Below are 25,835 nucleotides of genomic sequence, written 5' to 3'. Positions count from 1 at the left end.
TGGGGGAAAAGGTGGAGATAACTTCAAATCCTTACCTATCACTATTCATCGATGCGACTCCTTACTTCCTTGAAGATAATAAGAGACAAGCATTGGGTGAACGGCGTGTCGGTCTTGGTGTCATGGGACTTCACGATCTTCTGATCTACTGCGAAATAGAATACGGTTCTGAAGAAGGTAACCAGCTTGTTGATAAAGTATTTGAGACAATTGCGACTTCTGCCTACAGAGCATCTGTTGAGCTGGGGAAGGAAAAAGGTAGCTTCCCATTCCTTCAAGGCGGTACAGAAGAAGAAACAAACAGGCTTCGCCAGGCATTTACAAACACTGGCTTCATGAAGAAAATGCCTGAAGATATTCGTGAGTCGATCCTTGAAAATGGAATCCGCAACTCACACTTGCTGACTGTTGCTCCCACGGGATCAACTGGGACAATGGTTGGGGTCTCAACAGGACTTGAGCCTTACTTCAGCTTCTCCTACTTCCGTAGCGGCCGTCTTGGCAAGTTTATTGAAGTGAAGGCTGATATCGTTCAGGAATATCTTGACCGGAATCCGGATGCTGATCCTGAGAACCTACCGAACTGGTTTGTATCAGCAATGGAATTGGCGCCTGAAGCACATGCTGATGTTCAATGTGTCATCCAGCGCTGGATTGACAGCTCAATCAGCAAGACGGTAAACGCACCGAAGGGTTACAGCGTTGAACAGGTTGAAAAGGTATATGAGCGCCTGTATAAAGGTGGAGCAAAGGGTGGCACCGTTTATGTTGACGGCTCCCGCGATTCCCAAGTATTGACGCTAAAAGCCGAAGAAAACACGATGGATGAGGAAATCGACAAGAAAGAAAAGCAAAAGCAAAAGCAAAAGCAAAAGCAAAAGCAAAAGCAAAAGCAAAAGCAGCATGTTGTCCTTGTCGACACGATCAATGAATTGCGTTCAACCAACGTAACAATCGGCTCTGAAGTCGGCAACACTTGCCCCGTCTGCCGCAAAGGTGAGGTAAAAGAAATCGGTGGCTGCAATACATGTACAAACTGTAACGCACAGCTAAAATGTGGCTTATAATATGACCCAAAGAGGATGGAAAAATTTTTCCCATCCTCTTTTTTCGTTTCTGTCCATAATAACAGTTAAATGGAATGAAATGAGGAAATTGAAATGAAAGCTTTTGTACCACAGCTTGTGTATATTGAGCCAAGGGCTTTGGAATACCCGCTTGGGCGGGAGCTGAAGGAAAAGTTCGAAAAGATGGGACTGGAAATCAGGGAGACGACTTCACATAATCAGGTGCGCGGCATACCGGGTGACAATGAACTGCAGCAATACCGGAATGCGAAATCAACTCTTGTTGTTGGTGTCAGGAAGACATTGAAATTCGATACCTCAAAGCCATCAGCTGAATATGCTATTCCGCTCGCTACTGGATGCATGGGTCATTGCCATTACTGTTATCTGCAGACGACGCTTGGAAGCAAACCGTATATCCGCACATACGTGAACCTTGATGAAATCTTCGAACAGGCGCAAAAATACATGGACGAAAGAAAACCGGAAATCACCAGGTTCGAAGCTGCCTGTACATCGGATATAGTCGGAATTGACCATTTAACCCACGCCTTAAAGAAAACAATCGAATTTTTCGGGGAGTCGGAATATGGGCAATTAAGGTTTGTGACGAAATACCATCATGTCGATCACCTGCTCGATGCAAAACATAATGGTAAAACAAGATTCCGTTTCAGCGTCAATGCCCGTTACGTTATCAAAAACTTTGAACCTGGAACATCATCCTTTGATGAAAGACTGGAGGCAGCCAGAAAGGTGGCAAAAGCAGGCTACCCTCTTGGCTTCATCGTTGCGCCAATTTATATCCATGAGGGCTGGAGAGAGGGCTATCAGGAATTATTTGAAAGACTTAGCCATTCCCTTGAAGGAATCGACCTGACTGGCTTAAGCTTTGAACTTATCCAGCATCGTTTCACTAGGCCTGCAAAAAATGTGATACAAAAGCGTTATCCTAAATCCAAGCTTGAAATGGATGAAGAGAAACGAAAATATAAGTGGGGACGTTACGGGATAGGAAAGTACGTCTACCAGACGGATGAAGCAAAGGATCTTGAGTCAACAATCCGGGGTTATATCCATTCTTTTTTCCCTGAAGCAGAGATTCAATATTTCACATAAAGCAAAAATTTTAACTTGTACGCCGTACTATTTTACAAATTGAGCGCTTAAAGATGTAAAGATGGGATTACATCGACGGGAGTGGCTCATATGTATATTGACGGCGTTTTTTCCGGCGGAGGAATTAAGGGATTAGCATTGGTAGGTGCCTGTGCCGCAATCGAAGAACGGGGATTCCGTTTTAAAAGGGTTGCCGGGACCAGTGCGGGTTCATTGATAGCTGGCTTGATTGCCGCTGGCTATACTAGCACAGAGATGGCCAATCTTTTGGATGAACTCGACCTGAAGAAATTTCTCGATTCCAGAAAAACAGTCATCCCATCTGCGTTGACCAAGTGGCTTTTTGTATACTGGCGGCTGGGGCTTTATAAAGGTGACGAATTGGAGTGTTGGATAGCGGATATATTGGCTGCCAGAGGGCTGCGCACTTTTGGGGATCTTGCTCCGGATTCATTAAGGATCATCGCGTCTGACCTTACAAATGGCCGGCTGCTCATCCTCCCTGATGATTTGCCGAAATACGGTGTAGATCCGAGAACCTTCCCTGTAGCACGTGCCATCAGGATGAGCTGCAGTCTTCCGTTCTTCTTCGAGCCGGTAAAGCTGCGTGACCGGGTTGGCATGAATATCGTAGTAGATGGTGGAGTGTTAAGCAATTTTCCAATGTGGTTATTTGATAAGGATAACGTAAAAAAGTCCGGCCGTACTTGGAGTGAAGTTGAGCCAAAATCTGATTCAGCAGCCTACCAACAAAATCAAGAACGCCCTGAATATGTTCGAAGCTTTGTTCGAGACGATGAAGGATGCGCATGACTCCCGCTATATTTCCAGGAAACATGAAAAGAATATCATTTTCATTCCGACAGAAGGCAACTTGACTACTGAATTCCAGCTTTCAGATGAAAAGAAGCTGGAATTGATTGATCTTGGCAAAAAGAACGCAGAGAAGTTTTTTAAATCCTGGTGTTATTAGCTCTATAAAACACAAAAATCGAGCTTAGAACGAAGCCCGATTTTTCTGCTCTTTTTACCGTCTATGACCGTTAAATGTGACGCATCCTTCTTTTTGTTGCGCGCGGATGTGAGCGACCTTATTTTTGATCGTTTAGAGGAAGTATTTGCGTCTTTTGTCTGGAACCGCTTTTTAGAACGCTTTGCTGCTTTTTGGAATGCACGTTGCTGTTGCTGTCCTGAACTTGAGCTTGTCAGGCGGGTGACGAGGAAATAAATTAACGCACCAACCAGGGCGATTGTTGCAAGCATGATAAGTATACTTAATGGATCGGAAAATAACTTAAAGGCGAAACCAAAGATTGCAAGAACGATCAGTCCTGAAACAATATACGTAGAAGTACGATTCTTCAATGAAAGCCACCTCCCTACTAGCATCATGAGCAATTTTTCCAGCTTTTAAACTTGCCAACGATTACTTTATACAAATTCTCCGATTTTATACTCTTCTCCTGCTACTTTTTCCTTTTTAAAAGCGCTTTAAACGAGAGTTTCACATTCCATATTATTGCAGCCGCTTGTTCTGTTACTGTTATTTTACTAAAAAGTAGCACAAACCTCTATATAGAGGACAGTCTATGCAACAATTTTTCCTGTTGTGCAAATGATTGGTCTGTCCGGGACATACTAAGTATGGAGGTGCAACTTATGACAGAAAATCAAGAAAACCTTGAACAGAATCAAAGGGAAAAGCCAATGTCTTTCATCGCGATGAGCATTATTACCGGGTTGTTTGGAGGGATATTTTGGAGTGCGCTTGCTTATTTAGCCTATATCTTTCACTTTACTGAGATCCGTCCGAATGTCATTCTTGAGCCATGGGCTCTGGGAGAATGGAAGGAGCAATGGCTTGGTACGGTTATATCCATTGTAGTGATTGGTCTTTTTTCAACGGGCGCGGCTCTTGTGTATTATGCAGTAATGAGGAAGCTTAAGTCTATATGGGCTGGTGCAGCATTTGGGTTGGCACTGTTTTTCCTTGTTTTCTATGTGCTCAATCCGCTATTTCCTGGTATTAAACCATTCTGGGACTTATCAAAGAACACGTTGATCACATCGATTTGCTTTTATGTTCTTTACGGAGTTTTTGTTGGTTATTCCATATCATATGAAGAAAATGAAAATCGCAACAGTGAAAATAATCAGCAGGAAGTTACCTCCTGAGCGTCTCGCGGTAGTTTTCGCGAAATCAATTGTGATAGAATGTTCTTATTGAACATTCTTTTTACGGGAGCCTTTTATGAAAAAAATACTCATGCTCAATGGACCCAACTTGAACCGTTTGGGAAAAAGAGAACCCGGAATATACGGTGTCAGGAATTTGGAGGATTTGGAAAAACGGATGGTCCAGCTTGGAGCGGAAAGCCAAGTTGAGGTTATTTGCTTCCAATCGAATCATGAAGGAGATCTGATTGACAAACTCCATGAGGCAGAAGACACTGGTATGGATGGCATTATTTTTAACCCGGGAGCCTTCACGCATTATAGCTACGCCATCAGGGATGCGATTGCAGGGATTAATTGTCCTGTTATCGAAGTACATATTTCCAATGTTTATCAAAGAGAGGAATTCAGGCACAAATCGGTGATTGCTCCAGTATCAAAGGGGCAGATTGCAGGTCTAGGCTTTCTTGGCTATGAATTGGCGCTTGAAGTATTCAAAAGGGAAGCAAAAGGGGAGGAATAGGTTATGGAGAAAATTCAAAAATTGCGCGAGAGCTTTCAAAGGCTCGGAATCGATGGAATGCTGGTCACAAGTGATTACAACCGCAGATATATGACTGGGTTCACTGGTTCTGCCGGAATGGTGCTGATCAGTGCAGAAAAAGCATTTTTCATCACGGATTTCAGGTATACTGAGCAGGCTGCAAAACAATGCGAAGGTTACGAGGTGGTCCTGCATAAAGGACTGATTCAGGATGAAGTGGCGGCACAAGCCAAAAACCTGGGAATCAAAAAGCTTGGCTTCGAAGAAAACCATTTTACATATTCAGCTTATAAAACTTTCGATAAGGGCGTGGAAGCTGAACTGGTGCCTGTATCGGGGGAAATCGAAAAGTTACGCTTGATTAAGACTGATTCAGAGATTAAGATATTAAAGGAAGCAGCAGCCATCGCAGATGCTGCGTTTACACATATCCTAGAGTTTATTCGTCCGGGCAGGACAGAGCTGGAAGTATCAAATGAACTGGAATTCTTCATGAGAAAACAGGGAGCAGCATCCTCTTCATTCGATATCATTGTAGCTTCAGGCTACCGTTCAGCACTTCCCCACGGAATAGCAAGTGACAAGGTGATTGAACCAGGGGACTTTTTAACCCTGGATTATGGCGCATATTATAATGGGTATGTATCTGATATTACCCGTACATTAGCAGTAGGCAGCCTTCAGACAAATTAAAGGAAATCTATGATATTGTACTTGAAGCCCAGCTTCGGGGAATGGCGGGCATCAAACCGGGCATGACAGGCAAGGAAGCTGATGCGCTTACACGCAACTTTATCACGGAAAAAGGATACGGTGAGTATTTTGGCCACTCTACAGGCCATGGAATCGGACTCGAAGTACACGAAGGACCTAGTCTGTCATTCAGATCTGATACCGTCCTTGAAACTGGAATGGTTGTGACTGTCGAGCCAGGTATCTACATTGCTGGACTGGGCGGAGTAAGAATAGAGGATGATACTGTTATTACACTAGACCATAATGAGTCACTGACACATTCTACTAAGGAACTCATCATATTATAGGACACATTAGGAGGACAAATAATGATTTCAGTTAACGATTTCCGTACAGGTTTAACAATCGAAGTGGACAATGGCATTTGGCGTGTCCTTGATTTCCAACACGTAAAGCCAGGAAAAGGAGCGGCTTTTGTTCGCTCAAAGCTTCGCAACCTTCGTACTGGAGCGATTCAGGAAAAAACCTTCCGAGCTGGTGAAAAAGTAGCGAAAGCACAAATCGAGAACCGCAAAATGCAATACCTGTATGCTAGCGGCGACCAGCACGTATTCATGGACAATGAATCTTACGAGCAAATTGAATTGCCAGGCACATCTATTGAATATGAATTGAAATTCCTTAAGGAAAACATGGAGGTATACATCATGCAATTCGGCCACGAAACTCTTGGTGTCGAGCTTCCAAACACAGTTGAACTTGAAGTGACAGAAACAGAACCTGGAATCAAAGGTGACACTTCTTCCGGCGGTACTAAGTCTGCGACATTGGAAACTGGCCTTACAGTACAGGTTCCTTTCTTCATTAACCAGGGTGACAAACTTGTCATCAATACAACAGATGCATCTTATGTATCTCGTGCTTAAACCCATATCAAAAACTGCTGAAAAGCAGTTTTTATATGAAAAAAGCATCTCGTTCCTCACGAGATGCTAAGATATGCATCGCTTGTTTAGACTGACCGAGGTGCATTCAGTTTTCTTATTGCTCAATGTCAAATTTCCACTCATTCATTCCGCCGGTCATATTGTAAATGTTCTTAAAGCCATTTTCCACGAGGATTTCGCTTGCCTGCGCAGAGCGGTTGCCACTGCGGCAAACGACTAAATATTTTTGTTCTTTATCCAGCTCGGAAAGCATGCTCTCAATGACTTGCAATGGAACTAATTTTGCTCCTGGAATATGTCCTGCTGCAAATTCATCAGGGTACGCACATCCAAAACCTGAGCTTCACCACTATCTATCAATTCTTTTGCTTCATCGACTGAAACATCAGTATAGGAACCGCCGCCCGAACAGCCGGTAATCAATAATATTAACATAAATGCCGCAAATAATTTCTTCATGATGATCTCTCCTTAATAAATACATATAGAGGTATTTTAACTTAAAAATATTCATGTGGATATAGACAAATTGTGTCAGCTAAGGTTTGCATGTTTAGCTTATAATTTTATATCACAAAAAAGCCAGGCAATAGGCCTGACTTTTGTAGATTTATTTAACTAATGGCTATTTTCGTAAAGACGTTGTTAAAATCCTAAAGCCGACTGTAACGTGATAATAGCCATTTTGTAGTTCGGTATTAAGTGTGCAAGCTCTTTTCTCCTAAAAATCTTTAATTTTGTGAAGAAACACAGGTCATTATTCCTATGTTGTAGTCAATAGCAACAAAGTTTGAGAAAAGAGCCTAACTAATATATGTTCCTGTAACTGTAGCTTTGATTTCCAGTTGTCCTGGTTCTATCGGCGTCCCGCTTGTGCTGCTTGTATCTAATGAAGCAACCAGGAAGGGACCTGGTGAACCTTTTTGTGTTTCTTCGGTAATCGTGAGAGGGGTAATGGAGGTCTGGATTCCTAAAGTCCTGGCTACAGTTTGGGCTTTGTTGTATGAATCAACCACTGCCATTGAAAGTGCCTGATTGTACAATTCCTGAGCTCTGCCACTGAAAATTGTATGTTCATGATCTCGTTTGCGCCATTTTCCACAGCGGTGTCGATGATCAAGCCTGCCTGTGCAAGATTCTTGATCGTGATACTGTACAGATGTGTGACACGATATCCCTGAAAGAATTGCTTGCCGTCCTCATAGGTGTAGATTGGATCAATCCGGAAATCTGCCGTATTAATATCATCCTTTGCAATGCCGAGGTTTTGCAAGGCTGCCAACATTGCATTAGATTTCGATGCATTTTCAGCTTGTGCATTTTGCAGGTTTTGATTTTCCGTCCGAACGCCAACCGTTGCTGTCGCCTTGTTTGGCGCAGCGAACACAGAACCTTCTCCACTAACAGTGATCTTCTTTCCATTTCCGTTACTGTTGCTGCGGTATCCTGTATACATTCCATTAACCATCCATTATCCCTCCACACTATTTTTCTATTACCTATTTCTATGTTGTTATTGAAAAACAAATAACGGTCATAGAAAAAAGCATGGAATGGAAAAAAGGAATAGAAAGAGTTTACTCGCCAGCTCCAGGTGCTTTGTCAGTGTCATTCTTGTTGTTATATTCAGTGTCTGTCATCGGTGATTCCTTTGGACTTCTGCCGCCTCCAAGGTACGAAGCCCGGTCGTCTCTCTGTACTTTCTGGAACTTCTTGTGATCCTCATTCATATTTATCAACTCCTTTCGATTCTATTCTTTTCGTTTAAAAGCGATATTATTTCATTTTGGGCCATGCAGCACAAAGCATTTCGAAAAAATAGCTGATCAGCGCAGATCAAATACTCAACAAATTCTCTCTATCAACCAATCACAAATCTGCCGGTCATAAAGTGGCCAAGCAGGCATACATATTAAGTAAGCGTATGTCAGGAGGATCGACGATGGACGATATCTTATCTTTTTTGCCGAAACGAATTGCGGAATTGCTGGATGCAGTGCCTCCTAATGACAAAGATGGAATGGAAGAAGTGCGGATACGGATTAACCGGCCGCTTGAAATAACGGTTAGAGGAAAGCCTCAATTCTTGCCGTATATCATTCCGCCTGAGGATGCTGTCCAGCTATTGAACAAGCTAGGGCATTTTTCTATGTATACCTTGGAGGAAGAATTAAAGCGTGGCTATATCACAATTGCTGGAGGTCATCGTGTCGGTCTTGCAGGTAAGGTAATCCTTGAGAATGGCTTTGTCAAAGCAATCAGGGATATCTCTTCTTTTAATCTGAGGATAGCAAGAGAAAAAATCGGGATCGCAGAACCGTTGCTTCCATACATTTACCAGAATGGCTGGAAGCATACCATGTTAATAGGTCCTCCCCAGACAGGAAAGACCACATTGCTCAGGGATATAGCGAGGATGATTTCCAGCGGAGTTCCAGATAAAAAAGTGCCTCCTCTAAAAGCTGGCATTGTGGATGAAAGATCGGAAATAGCAGGATGTGTAAAAGGGGTCCCTCAACTTACATTTGGACCAAGAGTAGATATCCTGGATTCTTGCCCTAAGGCCGAGGGGATGATGATGATGATCCGCTCAATGAGCCTGATGTTCTGGTCGTTGATGAGATTGGCCGCAAAGAAGACGGAGAAGCAATTCTTGAAGCCGTTAATGCGGGAATAAAATTAATCATGACAACCCATGGAGATTCGCTAGAGGATATCCAAAAAAGGCCAACTTTGAAGCCGATTTTAGAGATGGGGATTTTTGATAGATTTGTGGAGCTTGGAAGAATTTCTGGCCCGGGAACAATCACCTCGATCAGGGAAGCAAGCGGAAAGAAATTCGCCAAAAAGTGAGAGTGAAATAAATGATAAAAATAATAGGCGCCATCTTGATTATCCTGGCCACGACTTGGACAGGTTTCGAGGCATCAAGGCACCTTAGCGAGCGCCCAAGACAGCTTCGGCTCCTGAAGTCGGCATTGCAATCTTTGGAGGCAGAAATCATGTATGGTCACACACCGCTGCACGATGCCTCGAGAAAGCTCGCTGCCCAGATGTCTAAGCCTTTATCCTGGTTTTTTGAAGCTTTTTCTAAAAAGCTGACAGAATCCGATACAACGGTGAAAGCCGCATGGGAAGAAAGCCTGAAAGAAGTCTGGAAACTGACAGCCTTCAAACAGGGAGAGTTTGAAATCATGAAGCAATTTGGTGAGACGCTCGGCAGGCATGACCGGCATTCACAGCAAAAACAAATCCTGCTGACGATCTCCCATCTGGAAAGAGAAGAAGCAGATGCCTGCGAAAAACAAATGAAATACGAAAAAATGGTGAAAAGCATTGGATTTTTATCTGGCTTACTATTAATCATCTTACTGATATAGCGTTTAGGAGGAGGACAAGATGGGTCTTGAAGTGGATATTATTTTTAAAATCGCAGGTGTTGGCATTGTCGTTGCATTTTTGCACACTATTCTCGATCAGGTGGGAAAGAAGGAATATGCCCAGTGGGTAACCTTGTTCGGATTCATCTACATCCTTTTCATGGTCGCTTCGATTGTCGACGATCTCTTTCAAAAGATTAAATCTGTTTTCCTATTTCAAGGGTAGGGGAGGCTTTGCCATTGAAATACTTCAAATAACAGGTGTAGCACTGATCGCGACTTTCCTGGCCCTGATTGTCAAGGAACAAAAGCCAAACTTTGCTTTCTTGCTGATCGTGTTCACCGGTTCAGCTATTTTCCTTTTTCTCGTTGATCAAATCTACCAAATCATATCAATGATCCAGAAGCTGGCGGCGAATGCAAAAGTAAATCTCGTTTATGTAGAAACCATCCTGAAAATCATTGGAATCGCCTATATTGCCGAATTCGCGGCCCAAATCACAAAAGATGCAGGCCAGGGAGCTATTGCTTCAAAAATAGAATTAGGCGGGAAAATCCTCATTCTGGCCATGGCCATTCCGATTCTCACTGTAATGATCGAAACAATCATTCGCTTGATTCCGGGCTGATTGATAGCCTTTAAATAAAGCAAGATCCAAACTAATTATTTGAGAATTGTCCAGCTCCAGCGCCTAGCTCCTCGGGTCATAAGCCGGCGTGGAAGTACATTCTGGGAAGCTAGTTGCTCCCACGGCTTACGCCGCGTCGCAAGGCTGCAGGGAAGTATATTCGGGGCAGTTGCCTGGCTGGGAAACTGCCTCCTCGCCGTCCGTCTTATGCCTGTCGAGGCTGAACGAGGCGCTTACGCTTTTCTTGGAAGAGGTGAATTTAGTTGAAGCAGCATTTGCAGTTCATACTTGGCATTGTATTGATCCAGCTTTTTTTTCTCATTCCAGGTGTACAAGCTGCTGGTGACGAGGAGAAAACCAGCACATTGATCAATCCGGACAAAATCGCCGGAGCCCAGCTTGAGGATTTGAATATCGATGAACTGAAAGGATTCTGGGAGGATATCATTAATAAATATGATGGCTACTTGCCAGAAAGCCAGAAAGGCAGTCTATATGATTTCATCAGCGGTGAAAAAAAGTTTTCACTGAAAGAATGGTTCAAAGGCATACTGAACTTTGCATTCCATGAATTTATCGTAAATGGGAAATTGTTAGGTTCACTCATATTGCTCACCGTATTCAGCATGTTTCTTCAAGCCCTGCAAAATTCCTTTGAAAAAAGCACGATCAGCAAGGTTGCCTATTCTATTGTGTTTATGGTTCTCATCATTATTGCGCTCAACAGTTTCCATGTTGTGGTTGATTACACAAATGACACGATAAGTACAATGATTCAATTCATTCTGGCTTTGATTCCGCTGCTCCTGGCTCTGATGGCAACATCTGGGGGCCTAATTTCCGCAGCTTTTTTCCATCCAGTCATTCTTTTTATGATGAACACCAGCGGCATGTTCATCCAGTATGTCGTGCTGCCGCTCTTATTTCTTTCGACACTACTCAGTATTGTCAGCATTCTGTCAGACCATTACAAGGTCACACAGTTGGCCAGTATGCTCCGGAACTGGAGTGTTGGGCTGCTTGGGATTTTACTGACCGTATTTCTGGGTGTCATTTCCGTCCAGGGGGCTTCCTCAGCAGTTACAGATGGAGTCACTGTAAAAACGGCTAAATTCATTACAGGCAATTTTGTTCCGGTTATCGGTCGGGTGTTCACAGATGCGACCGACACTGTCATCAGTGCCTCGATGCTGCTTAAGAACACAGTTGGTCTGGCGGGTGTGGCTATTCTGCTGATCATCGCAGCTTTTCCGGCTGTGAAAATCCTCATGGTAGCTTTCATATATAAATTTGCGGCTGCAATTCTTCAGCCATTGGGTGGGGGACCGGTGATAACTTGTCTCGACGTCATCAGCAAGAGCATCATCTATGTTTTTGCTGCGCTGGGGATTGTATCCTTGATGTTTTTCCTGACGATCACGGTCATTATTGCCGCGGGAAATCTAACAATGATGGTGAGGTAGGGGGGAGAAGAAATGGATTTTATTAAAGAATGGATTACCAATATTATTATCTTCATTCTCCTGGCAACTGTCCTTGACATGCTGCTGCCTAATTCCAGCTTCCAGAAATATACGAAGATTGTCACCGGGTTGATTTTGATCGCCATCATTCTGTCTCCGGTCATGAAACTGTTTACATCTGACTTTGAATCGGCGATTGCTTCCATGGGCCAATTCAATAGTTTAGAGGATGAAAATATAAAAAATTCAATAGAATTTCAGAAAAAAGAAATACAAGCATCCCAGCATGCATATATTTTAGAAACAATGGCTGTCCAATTGAAAACAGCCGCAGAGGAGGAGTTGATGGAGCAGCAGGGAATGGAGATTGCTAATATCGAGCTTGAAGTAAATGATCAGGATCAGCGGCCTTTCCCTGAGAACCTGGAGTATGTCATCGTGCATGTAAAAAAAGCCGAAGATGAGGGAGAGACTGTGGCAGTAGTAAGAGAAGTCGAAATTGATACGAATGCACCCCTTCCATCAAAACAAACCTCTCAGAATACAGATCAAATATCTTCTCTTCTGTCAGAGAAATGGAATGTTCCTGAAAAGTCTATTCAAATAATGATAGAAGGGGGGAGTGACGAGCATGGACAATGAGAAGGGTCCACTAAGCTGGCTTAAGAAGAAATTGAGCGGCAAGGACGGGCCGCCAGAGAAGAAATCCGGCAAATACCAATACTTAATGATTGTCGTTCTGTTCGGGGCAGCAATCATGCTCATAGGCAATATCCTTGGAGATGAAAATCCTGATATGTCAGTTACAGCTACGAAGGAGGCAGGGACTGAAGAGGATGCGGCCGTATTCGGGCAAAAGAAATCGGCAGGAAATGACGTCATTTCTGAGTATGAAGAGGCTTATGAAGCTCAGCTTACCGAAATGCTCGAAGGTATAAATGGCGTCGGGGAAGTCACAGTCTTTGTAAACGTGGATGCCACTGAAAAAAAGGTTCTTGAGAAGAACACAGCCATCCAGTCCCAGACAACGGATGAAACCGATCGTGAAGGCGGCAAACGCAAGGTTCAGGACGCTTCACAGGATGAGCAGCTGGTCATCATCCGCAACGGTGAAAAAGAGGTTCCTATCGTTCTGGAGACAAAGAAGCCAGAAATAAGGGGTGTCCTCGTAGTAGCCAAGGGTGCTGAAAATATACAAGTGAAAAAATGGATTATCGAGGCAGTCACAAGGGCTTTGGATGTACCGAACCATCGTGTGGCAGTCATGCCTAAAAAATCTAAGGGGGAATAATAGATGTTATTGAAAAAGCAAACAGTTTGGTTATTGACAATGTTAAGTCTTGTAGTGGTACTGTCGGTGTTTTATATCACTTCACCTGAACAGCAAAAAGCGGATCTGGCTGGTGTTGAAGAGCAAAAGGCTGAAGATAAAGAGACGGCAGCAACAGAATCCAAAGATGGCAAAACAGTCATTTCTGGCATCGCAAGCGATGAAAAGTTCGAGGCACTTCGTATGAAGCTTGAAGAACAGCGTACTAAAATGAAGGAAGACCTTCAGGACATCGTGGCTTCAACTGACCTGCCGGCTCAAGACCGCAGCGATGCGATTGAAAAGATGAACGAGCTTGATGAAGTAGCTCAAAAGGAAGGCGTGCTTGAAACTTTGATCAAATCAATGGGTTACGAAGATGCACTTGTCCGTGCGGACGGTGAGAACGTCAGAATCACAGTAAAAGCTCAGGAGCATTCAGCGTCTGCAGCAAACGAGATTATTCAGATGGTGCGTACAGAGCTTGGCTCTTTACAGCTAGTAGCGGTACAATTTGAGCCTGTAAAATAAAAGAACAATAAGTAAAAGGGAAGGCGATGGCCTTCCCTTTATTTTAGCTGCAGCTTGATCAGGTTATCCAAAGATTGATGTGCTGCTTCAACGGATTTAAATAAATGTTCATGATGTTCACTCTGCGAAATAGCTGATGATGAAATTTCCTCCAACGCAGCGCTTGCCTGCTGGATGACGGAGCTGAAGCCTGTAATGGAACTTTCGATTGCCATCGAGGAATCCAAGATGATTTTTGTCAGTCCTTCCTGCTCAGAAATATCGCTCTTCAAAACTTTAAAAGTTTGGTGTATTGTTTCAAATGCTTCCATTGTTTCTGCTGCTAATTTGAGGTTTTGTGTAAGTGTTTCAGCCGTCAGGTTGACTCCTTCTTTTGTTTTAGAAGTATCACTCATGACGCTTTTTAAGTTTTCGGTAATTTGGGTCGCCGTATTACTTGTGATGTCAGCAAGCTTCCTTACTTCTTCGGCAACGACGGCGAATCCTTTGCCGCTGTCTCCTGCACGGGCTGCCTCAATAGATGCGTTCAGTGCCAGCAGATTAGTTTGGGAAGCAATTCCCTGGATATCCGCTGCAAAGCTGGTCGTTTCCTTGATCAGTGTGGAAAGAGACAGGATGTGTGTATTGACATTCTGCATATTTTCATATGAAGCTGTCAATTCTGAAATAAGGCTGGACATCAGCTCATCGCCTTTATCGGAGACCTTTTCGGCTGCCATTGAGTCCTGGTGCAGCTTTTTGACAAGTTGAGATGTCCTGGCGATAACCTGATTTGTTTTTTCAAGGGATTGGGTAATGTCCACAACTGAATCAGACTGGATATTGATCCCTGCAGATATCTCTGTCACAGACTGTGTCATTTCAATGGAAGATTGATAATTTTCCTTGCTCTTGAATCTGACATCATCTATTAGCTTTGCAATGCTCCTTGTATTGCTTTCGATTACTTTGCGTGTCTCTAAATCTTTCTTCAATAGACTCTCTGTTTCCTGCTGTGCTGATTCAATCGTTTGAGCGAGCTTTTTGGAGATGGAAAACTGGAAGCCAAGCATGACTGTGACCAGCATATACAAAAGATAAATGGTTACATAGTTCTTCGTTTCCAAAGGCAACTCGTGGTTATGCATCAATGTGAATGCCGTAATAATTACAAACCCGAGACCGGAAGCCAAGGTCAGTAATTTCCTGTCCATGTAGATCGCTGCAGCTGCAAGGATAAAATAAAGTAGGGTATAGGCAGTAGGTGAAACGCTAGTTTCCATAATTAGAAACAGCACAGCGGATACAATGATAACGGAAAGATAAGGGATAAAATTCGTTAGCTTTTTGGTATAGTGGAGCGTTGCGACAACTCCGACTCCGGCTCCACCTCCAACTATGATTGAAAGAATCACGGCAAGTTCCTTCTGCATGGCAATATCAACAACTGTCGCCAAAATAACAGACACCAAAGTGGCTTTGACGATTAAAGAGTTTTTTCTTTCCAAATCATCTCTCTTAATTTCTTCAATACTTTTCATCGATTGTATTCTCCTCTAAATTTCAAACTAATGTTATATTCGCTAGAAATTTCGGGATTCCTGTCGTATGAATTCACTTTTTTTTCAGAAAATATTAAAATAGAGAAGGAAGACAAGAAACAGCGTTACATATTGAATTTTTACATGGTATTATCGTATAGTGTTAGTATCTAGTCTTAATTATGAAATGGACAAGGGGTGCCTAAAGATGTTAAAAGTACAGGAAATCAGAGAGCTAATCAAATTAGTGGACCAATCAAGCATTGACGAATTTTCATATGAATATGAAGGATCAAAAATCAAGATGAAAAAGCATGGAGCAGTCAAATCTGTAGTTGAGCAAGTTCATCCAACTGCACCAGCACCTACTCCACAGCCAGTACCGGCAGTTCAGGAAGCGCCACGCACTGAGTCTAAGGTCGAAACGGCAGCTGTGCAGGAAGTGAAGCAGGAAGAAATCCAGGATATTTCCAATTTACATAAGATCGTTTCACCAATGGTTGGGACTTTCTACCAATCCTCTTCTCCTGAAGCAGAGGCATATGTAAAATCAGGCTCAAAGGTCAGCAAAGATTCGATTGTATGCATAGTAGAAGCCATGAAGCTCTTCAACGAAATCGAAGCAGAAGTGAATGGGGAAATCGTTGAAGTTCTTGTTAAAGACGGCCAGCTGGTTGAATACGGCCAAGCTTTATTCCTGGTCAAGCCCGAATAAGGAGCGATAATGATGATAAAAAAATTACTGATAGCCAATAGAGGAGAAATCGCAGTCCGGGTCATCCGTGCCTGCAGGGAAATGGGAGTCGAATCCGTAGCGGTTTACTCTGAAGCAGATAAAGAATCACTTCATGTACAGCTTGCTGATGAAGCCTATTGTATTGGACCAAAAGCTTCAAAAGACAGCTATTTGAATTTCACGAATATTATCAGTGTAGCGAAATTGACAGGCTGTGACGCGATCCACCCTGGATATGGTTTCCTTGCTGAAAATGCAGATTTCGCTGAGCTTTGCAGAGAGTGCAACATCATTTTTGTTGGACCATCTCCTGAAGCAATCCAAAAGATGGGAACTAAAGATGTCGCAAGGGAAACAATGAAGCAGGCGAATGTTCCAATCGTTCCGGGATCACAGGGGATCATTGAGAGAACGGAAGATGCTGTAAGTCTTGCTAATGTGATCGGTTATCCTGTCATCATCAAAGCGACTGCTGGAGGCGGAGGTAAAGGAATCCGTGTTGCCAGGACTGAACAGGAGATGATTAAAGGGATCAATATCACCCAGCAGGAAGCGATGACAGCATTCGGAACCCGGGTGTTTATATTGAAAAATATATCGAAGACTTCCGCCATGTTGAAATCCAGGTGCTTGCAGACAGCTATGGCCACACCATTCATCTCGGCGAGCGTGATTGTTCAATCCAGAGGCGCCTTCAAAAGCTTCTCGAGGAAACACCATCACCCGCGCTTGACGGAGAAATCAGGGCTGAAATGGGAGCAGCTGCAGTCAAAGCGGCAAAAGCAGTTGATTATACTGGAGCCGGCACGGTAGAATTTATTTATGATTATCGCAATCGTAAATTTTATTTCATGGAGATGAATACGCGGATACAGGTTGAACATCCTGTAACTGAAATGGTAACAGGCGTCGATTTGATCAAAGAACAGATCAAGATTGCCTCAGGTGAAAGGCTGAACCTTAAGCAGGAAGACGTAGAGTTCAATGGATGGGCGATTGAATGCCGCATCAACGCAGAAAATCCTGCAAAAAACTTCATGCCATCAGCGGGTAAAATCAAAATGTATCTCCCTCCAGGCGGATTTGGTGTTAGAATAGACTCAGCGGCATATCCTGGTTATACGATCCCGCCTTACTATGATTCAATGATTGCGAAAGTCATTACTTATGGAAGCAGCCGGGAAGAAGCGATTGACCGCATGAAGAGGGCGCTTGGTGAGTTTGTGGTTGAAGGCATCCACACAACCATACCGTTCCATCTCAAGCTGCTGAACCATGAGAAATTCGTGGAAGGGCAGTTCAATACGAAATTTTTAGAAATGTATGATCTTATGACAGAAGAATAATAGGAGGTCTAGCCATGAGTGAACAGCAACATTTACTTGAAATGAGCCATGATGAGAATGGCTTAGGGAAAGTGGAAATTGCACCTGAAGTAATTGAAGTCATTGCAAGCATCGCTGCATCCGAAGTAGAAGGTGTCACGCAAATGCGCGGCAGCTTCGCGGCTGGAGTGGTTGAAAGACTAGGTAAGAAAAATCACGGCAAAGGTGTAAAGGTTGAGCTTGCCGAAGAAGGAATCAAGGTTGACGTTTATTGTGTCATGAAGTTTGGCGTTTCTATTCCTGTGGTTGCCCAAAAAATCCAGGATAACATCCGCCAGGCATTATTGAACATGACTGCACTCGATGCAACTGAAGTAAATATCCATGTAGTCGGCGTCCAGTTCGAAAATCAAAAAGTAGAACCAGAAGTCGAACAAGAAGTTTAACCACCGAACCAAAGGCATAATTATGCATGCCTTTGGTTTTTTTGTAGTCCAGGAAATTGCCTTGTTCGGACAAAATCTCGCATTGAAAAGGAAAATTTGTCCGAAGTAAAACCATGTTCGGACAAAATCACGTGATGAAGAGGGAAATTTGACCGAAGTAGACCCATGTTATGGCAATATCACCACACAAATAAACTAAAGCCTGTTGAAGTCAACGCTACGCTGCCACGGGCTGGCTTAAATCGCTAGTCCCCATGCTAAATTCATAAAATTCTTAGCAACTAAGAGATATTTCCGCTTGTTTTGATTAACTTTTTTCTAAGAAGTGAAAAATAATAGGAAACCATGCGTAAAGAGATATGATATGCTATTATTTTGTTAGAATCAGACAAGCCATAAAGGAGCTAAGGAATTCAATGAAAAGAAGAACAGCAAGAGAAAAGGCATTACAAGCCTTATTCCAGATTGATATAAGTAAGGTAGAGGTTTCAGACGCGATCGAACATGTGCTTGAAGAACAAGCTGGAGATGATTATCTGAACAAGCTTGTGAACGGTACGGTTCAGCATCAGGAGGAAATCGATGAGGAGATCAAGGTCTACTTAGAAAAGTGGTCTCTCGACAGGCTTGCAGCTGTAGACAGGAATCTTCTGCGTCTTGCCGTATACGAATTGAAGTATTGCAACGAAGATGTACCGATGAATGTCGTTCTTGATGAAGCGATCGAAATTGCTAAATTATATGGGGATGACCAATCAAGCCGATTTATTAATGGTGTTCTGTCAAAAGTAAAGCAGAGCATTTCCTAAAAACCATTGGAAGCAGGCAGGTTGGACCTTCCCTGATCACATAGGGGGAGAAAGTATGGCTGCTAGTATTATTGATGGAAAAGAAATTGCAAAAAAGAAGAAACTTGAAATCGCCGACCAGGTCAAGGAGCTGAAGAAGCAGGGAGTAACTCCCGGCCTGGCTGTGATACTTGTCGGTGATAACCAGGCATCAAGAACCTATGTCAACAGCAAGCAAAAAACTGCAAGAGAACTTGGTATGCATAATGTCCTGATTGAATATCCTGTCTCCATTACTGAACAGGAACTATTGGCTAAACTAGACGAACTCAATCGTGATGAAGACATTCACGGCATTTTGATTCAGCTGCCGCTTCCAGATCACATCAATGAAAAAAACCTGATAGAAGCTATTTCCCCTGAGAAAGATGTTGATGGCTTCCATCCAATCAATCTTGGTCGGATGATGACAGGCCAGGATGCTTTTTTACCGTGCACGCCATATGGTGTAATGGTCATGATGAAGGAAATAGAGATAAATCTTGCCGGGAAGCATGTGGTTGTGGTCGGCAGGAGCAATATTGTCGGAAAGCCGGCAGGCCAACTTTTCTTGAATGAAAATGCAACCGTTACATATTGCCATTCGAGGACAAAGGATTTAAAGGAACATACGAAACAGGGTGATGTAGTCATAGCAGCAGTCGGAAAAGCAGGCTTGATTACCGCTGACCATATCAAGCCAGGCGCTGTGGTCATCGATGTTGGCATGAACCGCGATGACAAAGGCAAGCTATGCGGTGATGTAGCCTATGATGAAGTCAAAGAAAAAGCCGGGTATATCACTCCTGTGCCCGGGGGTGTTGGTCCAATGACCATCGCCATGTTGATGTACAATACAATGAAGTCTGCAAAGAACCATCTGAATAGACTTCAAAATTCAAATCTTTAAGGCGTGATTCTGTCCATATCTCTTATAAGTTAGAAGCTGAAAATCCACTTATGTTAAGTGACGAATCGGGATTCTAAATTTATAATGGGTATGGGCAGTTTTTTTATAGGACACAAAAGTATAAATTTCGACTTCGAGAATTGTCCAGCTCCAGCGCATAGCCCATCGAGTCGCTTCGGTCCGCCCAATGAAGTCAAAGAGCGACTTCACTGGTCGGCCCTCCAGCGCTTGTCGGGGCTGGACAAGGCGCTTGCGCTTTTCTAACCTTCCACAAAAGGAGTTTACCAATGGATAATCAGCGTTATCTAACCGTCAACGCGTTAACCAAATACATAAAACGAAAATTCGATGCCGATCCGCATCTCCAGGGCGTCTATATCAAAGGGGAAATTTCCAACTTTAAAAGGCACTCGAGCGGGCATATGTATTTTACGCTCAAGGATGAGAAAGCCCGAATCCTTGCTGTCATGTTCGCGGGTGCCGCCAGGTCCATGAAATTCAAGCCAGAGAATGGCATGAAGGTTCTGGTCAGAGGAGATATCTCAGTGTACGAAGCAGTGGCCAGTACCAGGTATACATAAAAGAAATGAAAACCGATGGAGTGGGCGATTTATTTGTTGCTTATGAGCAGCTGAAGATGAAGCTTGAGCAAGAAGGCCTTTTTTCTCCAAAGTACAAGCAGCCTATTCCCAAGTACCCAAAAGCAGTTGGCATTGTTACTTCTCCAACTGGGGCCGCAATCCGCGATATATTAACAACAATCAAGCGAAGATACCCCATTACGAAGGTACTCATTTTTCCGGCACTGGTACAGGGAGACCAGGGAGGGCCATCCATAGTGAGGGCAATCGAGAAAGCGAATGAAAGGACAGATATTGATGTTCTGATCATCGGCCGCGGAGGCGGATCGATTGAGGAGCTCTGGAACTTCAATGAGGAATCAGTTGCCAGGCAATTTTTGCCTCGAAAATTCCTATTATCTCTGCAGTTGGCCATGAAACAGACTTCACAATCGCTGACTTTGTCGCGGATATGAGAGCGCCGACTCCAACTGGTGCTGCGGAGCTGGCCGTCCCTCATATTCAGGAGCTCATTGAGAGGGTTATGAACAGGGAAACAAGACTGATGAGGGCGATGAGGGAAAAAGTGTTCTTCCAGCAGAAGCGCTATCAGCGTCTGATCAGGTCATATGCCTTCCGTTATCCAAGGAAGCTTTATGAACAAAAACTTGAACAAGTGGACAAGCTGACGGAATCACTGACTCGTGGAGCTGAAAAGCTTTATTTTGCTAAAAACGATGCACTTCTGCAACTTAAAAGAAGATTGGAACGAAGTCACCCAGAAGAACTAAGGAAAGTGTCCGCTGAAAGGCATATGAGAACCACGAGGGCTTTAAACCGGGCAATGACCGCCGTCCTATCTGAAAAGCGAAAAGAGTTTAATGGAATACTATCTACGCTTGAAGCTTTAAGCCCGCTGAAGATTATGGACCGAGGCTATAGCCTTGCATACACAGACGATGGTGAACTGATCAAAACAGTCACCCAGGTAAAACCTCAACGGAAAATAAACGTGAAGCTTTATGATGGAAGCATTCAATGTGTCGTGACAGATATCAAGGAGAGTGAAAACAATGGCAGATGAAAAAAAATTAAGTTTTGAACAGGCGATGGATCAACTGGAAACTATAGTTGAAAAACTTGAAGAAGGCGACGTGCCTTTGGAAGAAGCGATCTCTTTTTATAAAGAAGGAATGGAATTATCCAAGCTTTGCCATGATAAGCTAAAGAATGTGGAAGAACAACTGGCCCAGATCATTACTGAAGATGGACGGACTGAGGGTTTCTCCATAAATGAGGAGGTATAGTTTTGCATCCTGTTTCACTTGATTCTTTTACAAAAAAATATAAGACACTTGTCGAAAAACGGCTTAGAGAGGTTGTTGGTGACCTTGACACGCCGGAGAATCTTGCTAAGGCAATGCTTTATTCATTGGAAGCAGGCGGGAAAAGGATCCGTCCGCTACTCGTTTTCGCTGTAATAGAAGCATTCGGGAAAGACCCGCAAGATGGACTTGATGCTGCTGCGGCGATTGAAATGGTCCATACCTATTCACTTATTCATGATGATCTGCCGAGTATGGATGATGATGATTTGAGAAGAGGAAAGCCGACGAACCATAAAGTATTCGGTGAGGCGACTGCCATTCTTGCAGGCGACGCTTTATTGACATTGAGTTTCAATTTGCTGGCGGATATCCCAGAGGATGCCGCACCTGCACCTGTAAAGCTAGCGTTGATCAAAGGATTATCAGTTGCCGCTGGTGCTCCGGGCATGGTGGGCGGCCAGGTAGCAGATATGGAAGGAGAAACTAAAGAACTGACTCTTGAACAGCTTGAATATATCCATATTAATAAAACAGGGAAATTGCTCGAATACAGTATCATTGCCGGCGCAGAAATTGCCGGGGCAAATAAGGAGCAAAAGGAAGTAATGTCCAAGTTCGCCTATCATATTGGCCTTGCGTTCCAAATACGTGATGATATCCTCGACCTTGAGGGTACTGAAGAAATGATCGGCAAGCCGGTTGGCAGTGATACAGTTAACGAAAAAAGCACCTATCCTGCTATACTTGGATTAGCTGGAGCCAAAGAAGCGCTTGATCACCACCTGCGAAGCGCGAAAGATTCACTTGCCAAAAGTGGGCTTGAGGTTGGGATTCTTGATCAGATCACTGATTTGATTGGACTGCGCAACCATTAGTGCAGTCGTTGAGAATAGTGCAATAGTGTGCTATAATTGGCTGTTAGCACGGTAGTGTTGGCAGCTTTTTTTATAAGATAGGAACGTATAGTTTTCACTTCGAGAATTGTCCAGCTCCAGCGCCTAGCCCCTCGAGTCGCTTGTCTAGCTGCGGCTCCTAACTCCTCGAGACGCTTCGGTCCTGCCAATGAAGTCAAAGAACGACTTCACTGTCAGGCCCTCCAGCGCTTGTCGGAGTTGAGCAGTCGCCTCCGCTTTTCGAATTGTCTAGTGTCGCCTCCTAGAAACGCAGAAACTTCAACTCCGCCGGCAGAAGCAAAAAGCGCTTCTTTGTCGGAGTCTCCAGTTTCTGCGTTTCTGGACAGTCGGCTATACATTTCTATTTCGGTCCGCCCAATGAAGTCAAAGAACGACTTCACTGGTCGGCCCTCCAGCGATTGTCGGGGCTGAACAAGGCGCTTGCGCTTTTCTTATACATAAAATAGAAAAACAGACGCCATTATTTTCAGCTGATGCTTGAAAACCTTCCTTTACTTATTATATGTTATTACTAACAACTTTTTTAGAATATGATAAGCAACGTGGAATAATAAGTCAGAAATGAAAGTGAGTGGTCCGAAATGGATCTTTTATCAATAAAGGACCCTTCCTTCTTAAAAAATCTTTCGAATAAGGAATTGGAAGAGTTAAGCAGGGAGATTCGGCAGTTTTTAATTGAAAAACTATCAGTTACAGGCGGACACATAGGACCTAACCTTGGCGTTGTCGAATTAACGATTGCCCTTCATAAATGTTTTGACAGCCCGAAGGATAAATTTCTTTGGGATGTTGGCCATCAATCATACGTACATAAAATCCTGACCGGAAGAGCATGTCAATTTGATACGTTAAGGCAGCATAAAGGACTGTGCGGTTTTCCTAAGATGATTGAAAGTGAGCATGATGTCTGGGAAACTGGCCATAGTTCAACGTCACTTTCAGCTGCTATGGGGATGGCGATTGCCCGTGACCTTAAAAGGGAAGATTCCCATATCGTTCCGATTATCGGTGATGGTGCTCTTACAGGAGGCATGGCTTTAGAGGCCTTGAATCACATCGGGCATGAAAAGAAGAAGCTGATTGTCATTTTGAATGATAACGAAATGTCGATCGCTCCTAATGTGGGAGCATTGCATAGTGTGCTTGGCCGCCTTCGAACCGCTGGTAAGTACCATTGGGTAAAAGATGAACTTGAATACTTGTTAAAAAAGGTTCCGGCTATTGGAGGACAGCTCGCAGCGACTGCCGAAAGGATAAAGGACAGCTTAAAATATCTGTTTGTGTCAGGAATCTTTTTCGAGGAATTAGGAATCACCTATCTTGGACCAGTGGATGGCCATGATTACGAGGACCTTTTTCAAAACCTTGCATATGCAAAAAACAGGAAGGGCCTGTATTGCTGCATGTGATCACAAAAAAGGGCAAGGGATATAACCCGGCTGAAAATGATAAAATTGGCACTTGGCATGGAACGGGACCTTATAAAATGGAAACCGGCGATTTTGTGAAGCCGGAATTCTCACCTCCAGCCTGGAGTAAGCTGGTTAGTGAGACAGTAAGGAAAATCGCGAGGGCGGACGAACGTATCGTTGCTGTAACGCCTGCTATGCCTGTTGGTTCAAAGCTTGAGGGCTTTGCCAGCGAATTTCCTGACAGGATGATTGACGTCGGAATTGCTGAACAGCATGCTGCTACTTTTGCAGCCGGACTGGCAACGCAAAATATGAAACCATTCCTGGCGATCTATTCAACATTCCTGCAGCGGGCATATGATCAGGTGTCCATGATATTTGCCGCCAGAACTTGAATGTATTCATTGGTATTGACCGTGCAGGACTTGTTGGCGCTGATGGAGAAACGCACCAGGGCGTATTTGATATCGCCTTTTTAAGGCACTTGCCTAATATGGTATTGATGATGCCGAAAGATGAAAATGAAGGACAGCATATGGTATACACGGCCATAAAGTATGACGAAGGCCCGATTGCGATGCGTTATCCGCGAGGCAATGGGTTGGGTGTACCAATGGATGAAGAGTTGAAAGAAATCCCAATCGGAACCTGGGAAGTGCTGCGTGAAGGTGAAGACGCAGCCATCCTGACATTTGGAACAACGATTCCGATGGCAATGGAGGCAGCAGAGATTCTGGCAAAACAGGGTGTATCAGTAAAAGTAGTCAATACCCGTTTTATCAAGCCTTTGGATGAAGAGATGCTGGCTGGCATCATGAAAGATAACATGCCAATTCTTACGATTGAGGAAGCTGTCCTTCAAGGTGGATTCGGCAGCTTCGTGCTCGAAACATCGCATGACCTGGGCTATCAGCATGTAGAAATCGACAGGATGGGAATCCCAGATCAATTCATTGAGCATGGCAGTGTCGATAAGCTTCTTGAGGAAATTGGAATGACAACAGAAGATGTCGTCTTGCGAATGCAGAAGCTTGCGAGACAGAAACAAAAAAGGGCGTAGCAAATGAAAATCAAAAAAGAACGATTAGATGTGCTGCTTGTTGAACGCGGTCTTGCCGAAACTAGGGAAAAGGCTAAACGGACAATCATGGCGGGGCTCGTCTACTCCAATGGAAACCGGCTGGACAAGCCTGGTGAAAAGGTCAGCAATGATATTCCCTTGACGGTAAAAGGAAATGTCCTCCCGTACGTAAGCCGTGGAGGATTGAAGCTTGAAAAGGCATTAAAGATTTTTAATCTTGATGTTCAAGGGAAAACGCTTCTGGATATCGGAGCTTCGACTGGTGGCTTTACCGATTGTGCCCTTCAAAACGGCGCTGAGATGTCTTATGCATTGGATGTCGGATACAACCAGCTTGCCTGGAAGCTGCGTCAGGATGAACGAGTCGTCGTGATGGAACGGACAAACTTCCGCTATGTGAAACCGGAGGATCTCATTAAAGGGATGCCGAATTTCGCTAGCATTGATGTTTCTTTCATATCACTACGGCTGATATTGCCTGTGTTAAAAACCCTGCTGGCGGCAGGTGGCGATGTCGTCGCTCTCGTAAAGCCGCAATTTGAGGCCGGAAGAGAACAAGTCGGCAAAAAAGGTATCGTACGTGACAGAAAGGTCCACGAACAAGTTTTGGACAGAATCATTTCTTTTTCAATAGAAGAGGGCTATGATGTTGTGGATCTAAGCTTCTCGCCGATCACAGGCGGTGATGGCAATATCGAATTCCTGCTTCATCTTCAGTGGAACGGCACATCAGAAGAAAAAGGAAATCTGTTGCTGAAAACCCAGCCCGAAGCAGTCGTAACAGAAGCGCATAATGAACTAAAATCAAAGCAAACTAGCGAAGAAGAATAGGCTGAATTAGCCTGTTCTTTTTTGTTGGTTAGGAAACTATAAAATTTATTTAGTTGTGGATAACTACATGTAGTATTCTTAATCC

28 protein-coding genes and 7 pseudogenes are annotated in these 25,835 nt (G+C 43.7%); 25 read left to right on the top strand and 10 right to left on the bottom strand.

Annotated elements, in window-relative coordinates; translation table 11 throughout:
• Nucleotides 1-47 precede the first annotated feature (47 nt).
• The 3 genes and pseudogenes from JCM21738_RS07970 to JCM21738_RS07960 form a co-directional block, all read left to right on the top strand.
• Nucleotides 48-1,067 (top strand): annotated as a pseudogene (locus JCM21738_RS07970) (ribonucleotide reductase barrel domain-containing protein); the annotation flags it as partial.
• A gap of 93 nt (nucleotides 1,068-1,160) precedes the next feature.
• Nucleotides 1,161-2,186 (top strand): spore photoproduct lyase, encoded by a 1,026-nt coding sequence (splB, locus tag JCM21738_RS07965; protein WP_023627358.1) that lies wholly within the window; start codon nucleotides 1,161-1,163, stop codon nucleotides 2,184-2,186.
• Nucleotides 2,187-2,276: 90 nt separating this feature from the next.
• Nucleotides 2,277-3,159, top strand: a pseudogene (locus JCM21738_RS07960) (patatin-like phospholipase family protein).
• 2 nt (nucleotides 3,160-3,161) lie between these two features.
• Here JCM21738_RS07960 and JCM21738_RS07955 read toward each other — a convergent pair.
• A complete protein-coding gene (locus JCM21738_RS07955) occupies nucleotides 3,162-3,551 on the bottom strand; it encodes an SA1362 family protein (RefSeq protein WP_035209190.1) in 390 nt (129 codons plus the stop codon).
• 294 nt (nucleotides 3,552-3,845) lie between these two features.
• Here JCM21738_RS07955 and JCM21738_RS07950 point away from each other — a divergent pair, with 294 nt between their 5' ends.
• The 4 genes and pseudogenes from JCM21738_RS07950 to efp all read left to right on the top strand — a co-directional run bounded on the left by JCM21738_RS07950 (nucleotide 3,846) and on the right by efp (nucleotide 6,527).
• A complete protein-coding gene (locus tag JCM21738_RS07950) occupies nucleotides 3,846-4,361 on the top strand; it encodes a YqhR family membrane protein (protein ID WP_023627361.1) in 516 nt (171 codons plus the stop codon).
• Nucleotides 4,362-4,437: 76 nt separating this feature from the next.
• Nucleotides 4,438-4,884: a type II 3-dehydroquinate dehydratase gene (gene aroQ, locus JCM21738_RS07945; protein ID WP_023627362.1), complete on the top strand. Its 447-nt coding sequence runs from the start codon at nucleotides 4,438-4,440 to the stop codon at nucleotides 4,882-4,884.
• A gap of 3 nt (nucleotides 4,885-4,887) precedes the next feature.
• Nucleotides 4,888-5,948, top strand: a pseudogene (locus JCM21738_RS07940) (M24 family metallopeptidase).
• A 21-nt stretch (nucleotides 5,949-5,969) separates the two neighbouring features.
• Nucleotides 5,970-6,527 carry an elongation factor P gene (efp, locus tag JCM21738_RS07935; protein WP_023627364.1) on the top strand — a complete coding sequence of 186 codons (558 nt, stop codon included), beginning with the start codon at nucleotides 5,970-5,972 and terminating at the stop codon, nucleotides 6,525-6,527.
• 115 nt (nucleotides 6,528-6,642) lie between these two features.
• Here efp and JCM21738_RS25550 read toward each other — a convergent pair whose 3' ends face one another.
• The 5 genes from JCM21738_RS25550 to JCM21738_RS24285 form a co-directional block, all read right to left on the bottom strand.
• Nucleotides 6,643-6,819, bottom strand: a complete 177-nt coding sequence (locus JCM21738_RS25550) for a rhodanese-like domain-containing protein (protein ID WP_243462941.1) — start codon at nucleotides 6,817-6,819, stop codon at nucleotides 6,643-6,645.
• Nucleotides 6,820-6,824: 5 nt separating this feature from the next.
• Nucleotides 6,825-7,007 carry a rhodanese-like domain-containing protein gene (locus JCM21738_RS25545; protein ID WP_243462940.1) on the bottom strand — a complete coding sequence of 61 codons (183 nt, stop codon included), beginning with the start codon at nucleotides 7,005-7,007 and terminating at the stop codon, nucleotides 6,825-6,827.
• Nucleotides 7,008-7,351: 344 nt separating this feature from the next.
• Complete coding sequence (locus JCM21738_RS26665) at nucleotides 7,352-7,570, bottom strand: SIMPL domain-containing protein (protein ID WP_081742077.1); 219 nt, start codon at nucleotides 7,568-7,570, stop codon at nucleotides 7,352-7,354.
• Nucleotides 7,531-8,016, bottom strand: coding sequence for an SIMPL domain-containing protein (locus tag JCM21738_RS07925; protein ID WP_052019601.1), 486 nt, complete (start codon nucleotides 8,014-8,016; stop codon nucleotides 7,531-7,533). Before JCM21738_RS07925 ends, JCM21738_RS26665 begins: the two co-directional genes overlap by 40 nt.
• A 109-nt stretch (nucleotides 8,017-8,125) precedes the next feature.
• Nucleotides 8,126-8,278 (bottom strand): hypothetical protein, encoded by a 153-nt coding sequence (locus tag JCM21738_RS24285; protein WP_023627367.1) that lies wholly within the window; start codon nucleotides 8,276-8,278, stop codon nucleotides 8,126-8,128.
• Between the two features lie 212 nt (nucleotides 8,279-8,490).
• Here JCM21738_RS24285 and spoIIIAA point away from each other — a divergent pair.
• The 8 genes and pseudogenes from spoIIIAA to JCM21738_RS07885 all read left to right on the top strand — a co-directional run bounded on the left by spoIIIAA (nucleotide 8,491) and on the right by JCM21738_RS07885 (nucleotide 13,860).
• A pseudogene (gene spoIIIAA, locus JCM21738_RS07920) lies at nucleotides 8,491-9,401 on the top strand (stage III sporulation protein AA).
• Between the two features lie 11 nt (nucleotides 9,402-9,412).
• On the top strand, nucleotides 9,413-9,928 hold the full coding sequence (gene spoIIIAB / locus JCM21738_RS07915; protein WP_023627369.1) for a stage III sporulation protein SpoIIIAB: 516 nt from the start codon (nucleotides 9,413-9,415) through the stop codon (nucleotides 9,926-9,928).
• Nucleotides 9,929-9,947: 19 nt separating this feature from the next.
• On the top strand, nucleotides 9,948-10,154 hold the full coding sequence (spoIIIAC, locus tag JCM21738_RS07910) for a stage III sporulation protein AC (RefSeq protein WP_009794945.1): 207 nt from the start codon (nucleotides 9,948-9,950) through the stop codon (nucleotides 10,152-10,154).
• A gap of 13 nt (nucleotides 10,155-10,167) precedes the next feature.
• Nucleotides 10,168-10,557 (top strand): stage III sporulation protein AD, encoded by a 390-nt coding sequence (gene spoIIIAD / locus JCM21738_RS07905; protein ID WP_173401223.1) that lies wholly within the window; start codon nucleotides 10,168-10,170, stop codon nucleotides 10,555-10,557.
• 263 nt (nucleotides 10,558-10,820) lie between these two features.
• On the top strand, nucleotides 10,821-12,020 hold the full coding sequence (spoIIIAE, locus tag JCM21738_RS07900; RefSeq protein ID WP_023627371.1) for a stage III sporulation protein AE: 1,200 nt from the start codon (nucleotides 10,821-10,823) through the stop codon (nucleotides 12,018-12,020).
• Nucleotides 12,021-12,032: 12 nt separating this feature from the next.
• Nucleotides 12,033-12,662: a stage III sporulation protein AF gene (gene spoIIIAF, locus JCM21738_RS07895; RefSeq protein WP_023627372.1), complete on the top strand. Its 630-nt coding sequence runs from the start codon at nucleotides 12,033-12,035 to the stop codon at nucleotides 12,660-12,662.
• Entirely contained in the window at nucleotides 12,652-13,311 is a 660-nt protein-coding gene (gene spoIIIAG, locus JCM21738_RS07890) for a stage III sporulation protein AG (RefSeq protein ID WP_023627373.1), read from the top strand. The genes spoIIIAF and spoIIIAG overlap by 11 nt, the downstream gene beginning before the upstream one ends.
• A 3-nt stretch (nucleotides 13,312-13,314) precedes the next feature.
• Complete coding sequence (locus JCM21738_RS07885) at nucleotides 13,315-13,860, top strand: SpoIIIAH-like family protein (RefSeq protein ID WP_023627374.1); 546 nt, start codon at nucleotides 13,315-13,317, stop codon at nucleotides 13,858-13,860.
• A 38-nt stretch (nucleotides 13,861-13,898) separates the two neighbouring features.
• On the opposite strand, the gene JCM21738_RS07880 is transcribed toward JCM21738_RS07885, so the two are convergent.
• Nucleotides 13,899-15,380, bottom strand: coding sequence for a methyl-accepting chemotaxis protein (locus JCM21738_RS07880; protein ID WP_023627375.1), 1,482 nt, complete (start codon nucleotides 15,378-15,380; stop codon nucleotides 13,899-13,901).
• A gap of 208 nt (nucleotides 15,381-15,588) precedes the next feature.
• On the opposite strand from JCM21738_RS07880, the gene accB reads away from it, so the two are divergent.
• The 5 genes and pseudogenes from accB (at nucleotide 15,589) to folD (ending at nucleotide 19,624) form a co-directional block, all read left to right on the top strand.
• A complete protein-coding gene (gene accB, locus JCM21738_RS07875) occupies nucleotides 15,589-16,095 on the top strand; it encodes an acetyl-CoA carboxylase biotin carboxyl carrier protein (protein ID WP_023627376.1) in 507 nt (168 codons plus the stop codon).
• A gap of 12 nt (nucleotides 16,096-16,107) precedes the next feature.
• Nucleotides 16,108-17,462, top strand: a pseudogene (gene accC, locus JCM21738_RS07870) (acetyl-CoA carboxylase biotin carboxylase subunit).
• Nucleotides 17,463-17,476: 14 nt separating this feature from the next.
• The gene (locus JCM21738_RS07865) at nucleotides 17,477-17,887 is read left to right on the top strand and encodes an Asp23/Gls24 family envelope stress response protein (RefSeq protein ID WP_023627378.1); all 411 of its coding nucleotides are present in this window, start codon (nucleotides 17,477-17,479) and stop codon (nucleotides 17,885-17,887) included.
• 416 nt (nucleotides 17,888-18,303) lie between these two features.
• Nucleotides 18,304-18,696, top strand: a complete 393-nt coding sequence (gene nusB / locus JCM21738_RS07860) for a transcription antitermination factor NusB (RefSeq protein WP_023627379.1) — start codon at nucleotides 18,304-18,306, stop codon at nucleotides 18,694-18,696.
• A 55-nt stretch (nucleotides 18,697-18,751) separates the two neighbouring features.
• Nucleotides 18,752-19,624 carry a bifunctional methylenetetrahydrofolate dehydrogenase/methenyltetrahydrofolate cyclohydrolase FolD gene (folD, locus tag JCM21738_RS07855; RefSeq protein ID WP_023627380.1) on the top strand — a complete coding sequence of 291 codons (873 nt, stop codon included), beginning with the start codon at nucleotides 18,752-18,754 and terminating at the stop codon, nucleotides 19,622-19,624.
• Nucleotides 19,625-19,672: 48 nt separating this feature from the next.
• On the opposite strand, the gene JCM21738_RS24280 is transcribed toward folD, so the two are convergent.
• Nucleotides 19,673-19,834, bottom strand: coding sequence for a hypothetical protein (locus JCM21738_RS24280; RefSeq protein WP_156315510.1), 162 nt, complete (start codon nucleotides 19,832-19,834; stop codon nucleotides 19,673-19,675).
• Between the two features lie 77 nt (nucleotides 19,835-19,911).
• Here JCM21738_RS24280 and xseA point away from each other — a divergent pair.
• The 3 genes and pseudogenes from xseA (at nucleotide 19,912) to JCM21738_RS07840 (ending at nucleotide 22,387) form a co-directional block, all read left to right on the top strand.
• Nucleotides 19,912-21,268: pseudogene (gene xseA / locus JCM21738_RS07850) on the top strand (exodeoxyribonuclease VII large subunit).
• Nucleotides 21,258-21,491: an exodeoxyribonuclease VII small subunit gene (locus JCM21738_RS07845; RefSeq protein ID WP_023627382.1), complete on the top strand. Its 234-nt coding sequence runs from the start codon at nucleotides 21,258-21,260 to the stop codon at nucleotides 21,489-21,491. The pseudogene xseA and the gene JCM21738_RS07845 overlap by 11 nt, the downstream one beginning before the upstream one ends.
• Nucleotides 21,492-21,493: 2 nt before the next feature.
• Entirely contained in the window at nucleotides 21,494-22,387 is an 894-nt protein-coding gene (locus JCM21738_RS07840; protein WP_023627383.1) for a polyprenyl synthetase family protein, read from the top strand.
• Here the strand turns inward: JCM21738_RS07840 and JCM21738_RS07835 are convergent.
• Together JCM21738_RS07835 and JCM21738_RS07830 are read right to left on the bottom strand one after the other, a co-directional pair.
• Nucleotides 22,384-22,584 carry a hypothetical protein gene (locus tag JCM21738_RS07835; protein WP_148296077.1) on the bottom strand — a complete coding sequence of 67 codons (201 nt, stop codon included), beginning with the start codon at nucleotides 22,582-22,584 and terminating at the stop codon, nucleotides 22,384-22,386. The genes JCM21738_RS07840 and JCM21738_RS07835 overlap by 4 nt on opposite strands.
• A 15-nt stretch (nucleotides 22,585-22,599) precedes the next feature.
• On the bottom strand, nucleotides 22,600-22,806 hold the full coding sequence (locus JCM21738_RS07830; RefSeq protein ID WP_023627385.1) for a hypothetical protein: 207 nt from the start codon (nucleotides 22,804-22,806) through the stop codon (nucleotides 22,600-22,602).
• Nucleotides 22,807-23,007: 201 nt separating this feature from the next.
• Here JCM21738_RS07830 and dxs point away from each other — a divergent pair.
• Nucleotides 23,008-24,898: pseudogene (gene dxs / locus JCM21738_RS07825) on the top strand (1-deoxy-D-xylulose-5-phosphate synthase).
• 3 nt (nucleotides 24,899-24,901) lie between these two features.
• Nucleotides 24,902-25,750 carry a TlyA family RNA methyltransferase gene (locus JCM21738_RS07820; protein ID WP_023627387.1) on the top strand — a complete coding sequence of 283 codons (849 nt, stop codon included), beginning with the start codon at nucleotides 24,902-24,904 and terminating at the stop codon, nucleotides 25,748-25,750.
• Nucleotides 25,751-25,835 lie beyond the last annotated feature (85 nt).

It is taken from the genome of Mesobacillus boroniphilus JCM 21738 (assembly GCF_000517385.1).
GTDB classification, from domain to species: Bacteria; Bacillota; Bacilli; order Bacillales; family Cytobacillaceae; genus Mesobacillus; species Mesobacillus boroniphilus.
Note: the sequence above shows the minus strand (reverse complement) of the source record. Positions and strands in the feature narration are given on the sequence as shown.

Bases quoted from the DNA above. Each gene is read 5' to 3' on its own strand.
- splB (WP_023627358.1), top strand. From the start codon at position 1,161: ATGAAAGCTTTTGTACCACAGCTTGTGTATATTGAGCCAAGGGCTTTG.
- JCM21738_RS07950 (WP_023627361.1), top strand. From the start codon at position 3,846: ATGACAGAAAATCAAGAAAACCTTGAACAGAATCAAAGGGAAAAGCCA.
- aroQ (WP_023627362.1), top strand. From the start codon at position 4,438: ATGAAAAAAATACTCATGCTCAATGGACCCAACTTGAACCGTTTGGGA.
- efp (WP_023627364.1), top strand. From the start codon at position 5,970: ATGATTTCAGTTAACGATTTCCGTACAGGTTTAACAATCGAAGTGGAC.
- JCM21738_RS25545 (WP_243462940.1), bottom strand. From the start codon at position 7,007: ATGAAGAAATTATTTGCGGCATTTATGTTAATATTATTGATTACCGGC.
- JCM21738_RS26665 (WP_081742077.1), bottom strand. From the start codon at position 7,570: ATGGCAGTGGTTGATTCATACAACAAAGCCCAAACTGTAGCCAGGACT.
- JCM21738_RS07925 (WP_052019601.1), bottom strand. From the start codon at position 8,016: ATGGTTAATGGAATGTATACAGGATACCGCAGCAACAGTAACGGAAAT.
- JCM21738_RS24285 (WP_023627367.1), bottom strand. From the start codon at position 8,278: ATGAATGAGGATCACAAGAAGTTCCAGAAAGTACAGAGAGACGACCGG.
- spoIIIAB (WP_023627369.1), top strand. From the start codon at position 9,413: ATGATAAAAATAATAGGCGCCATCTTGATTATCCTGGCCACGACTTGG.
- spoIIIAC (WP_009794945.1), top strand. From the start codon at position 9,948: ATGGGTCTTGAAGTGGATATTATTTTTAAAATCGCAGGTGTTGGCATT.
- spoIIIAF (WP_023627372.1), top strand. From the start codon at position 12,033: ATGGATTTTATTAAAGAATGGATTACCAATATTATTATCTTCATTCTC.
- spoIIIAG (WP_023627373.1), top strand. From the start codon at position 12,652: ATGGACAATGAGAAGGGTCCACTAAGCTGGCTTAAGAAGAAATTGAGC.
- JCM21738_RS07885 (WP_023627374.1), top strand. From the start codon at position 13,315: ATGTTATTGAAAAAGCAAACAGTTTGGTTATTGACAATGTTAAGTCTT.
- JCM21738_RS07880 (WP_023627375.1), bottom strand. From the start codon at position 15,380: ATGAAAAGTATTGAAGAAATTAAGAGAGATGATTTGGAAAGAAAAAAC.
- accB (WP_023627376.1), top strand. From the start codon at position 15,589: ATGTTAAAAGTACAGGAAATCAGAGAGCTAATCAAATTAGTGGACCAA.
- JCM21738_RS07865 (WP_023627378.1), top strand. From the start codon at position 17,477: ATGAGTGAACAGCAACATTTACTTGAAATGAGCCATGATGAGAATGGC.
- nusB (WP_023627379.1), top strand. From the start codon at position 18,304: ATGAAAAGAAGAACAGCAAGAGAAAAGGCATTACAAGCCTTATTCCAG.
- folD (WP_023627380.1), top strand. From the start codon at position 18,752: ATGGCTGCTAGTATTATTGATGGAAAAGAAATTGCAAAAAAGAAGAAA.
- JCM21738_RS07845 (WP_023627382.1), top strand. From the start codon at position 21,258: ATGGCAGATGAAAAAAAATTAAGTTTTGAACAGGCGATGGATCAACTG.
- JCM21738_RS07820 (WP_023627387.1), top strand. From the start codon at position 24,902: ATGAAAATCAAAAAAGAACGATTAGATGTGCTGCTTGTTGAACGCGGT.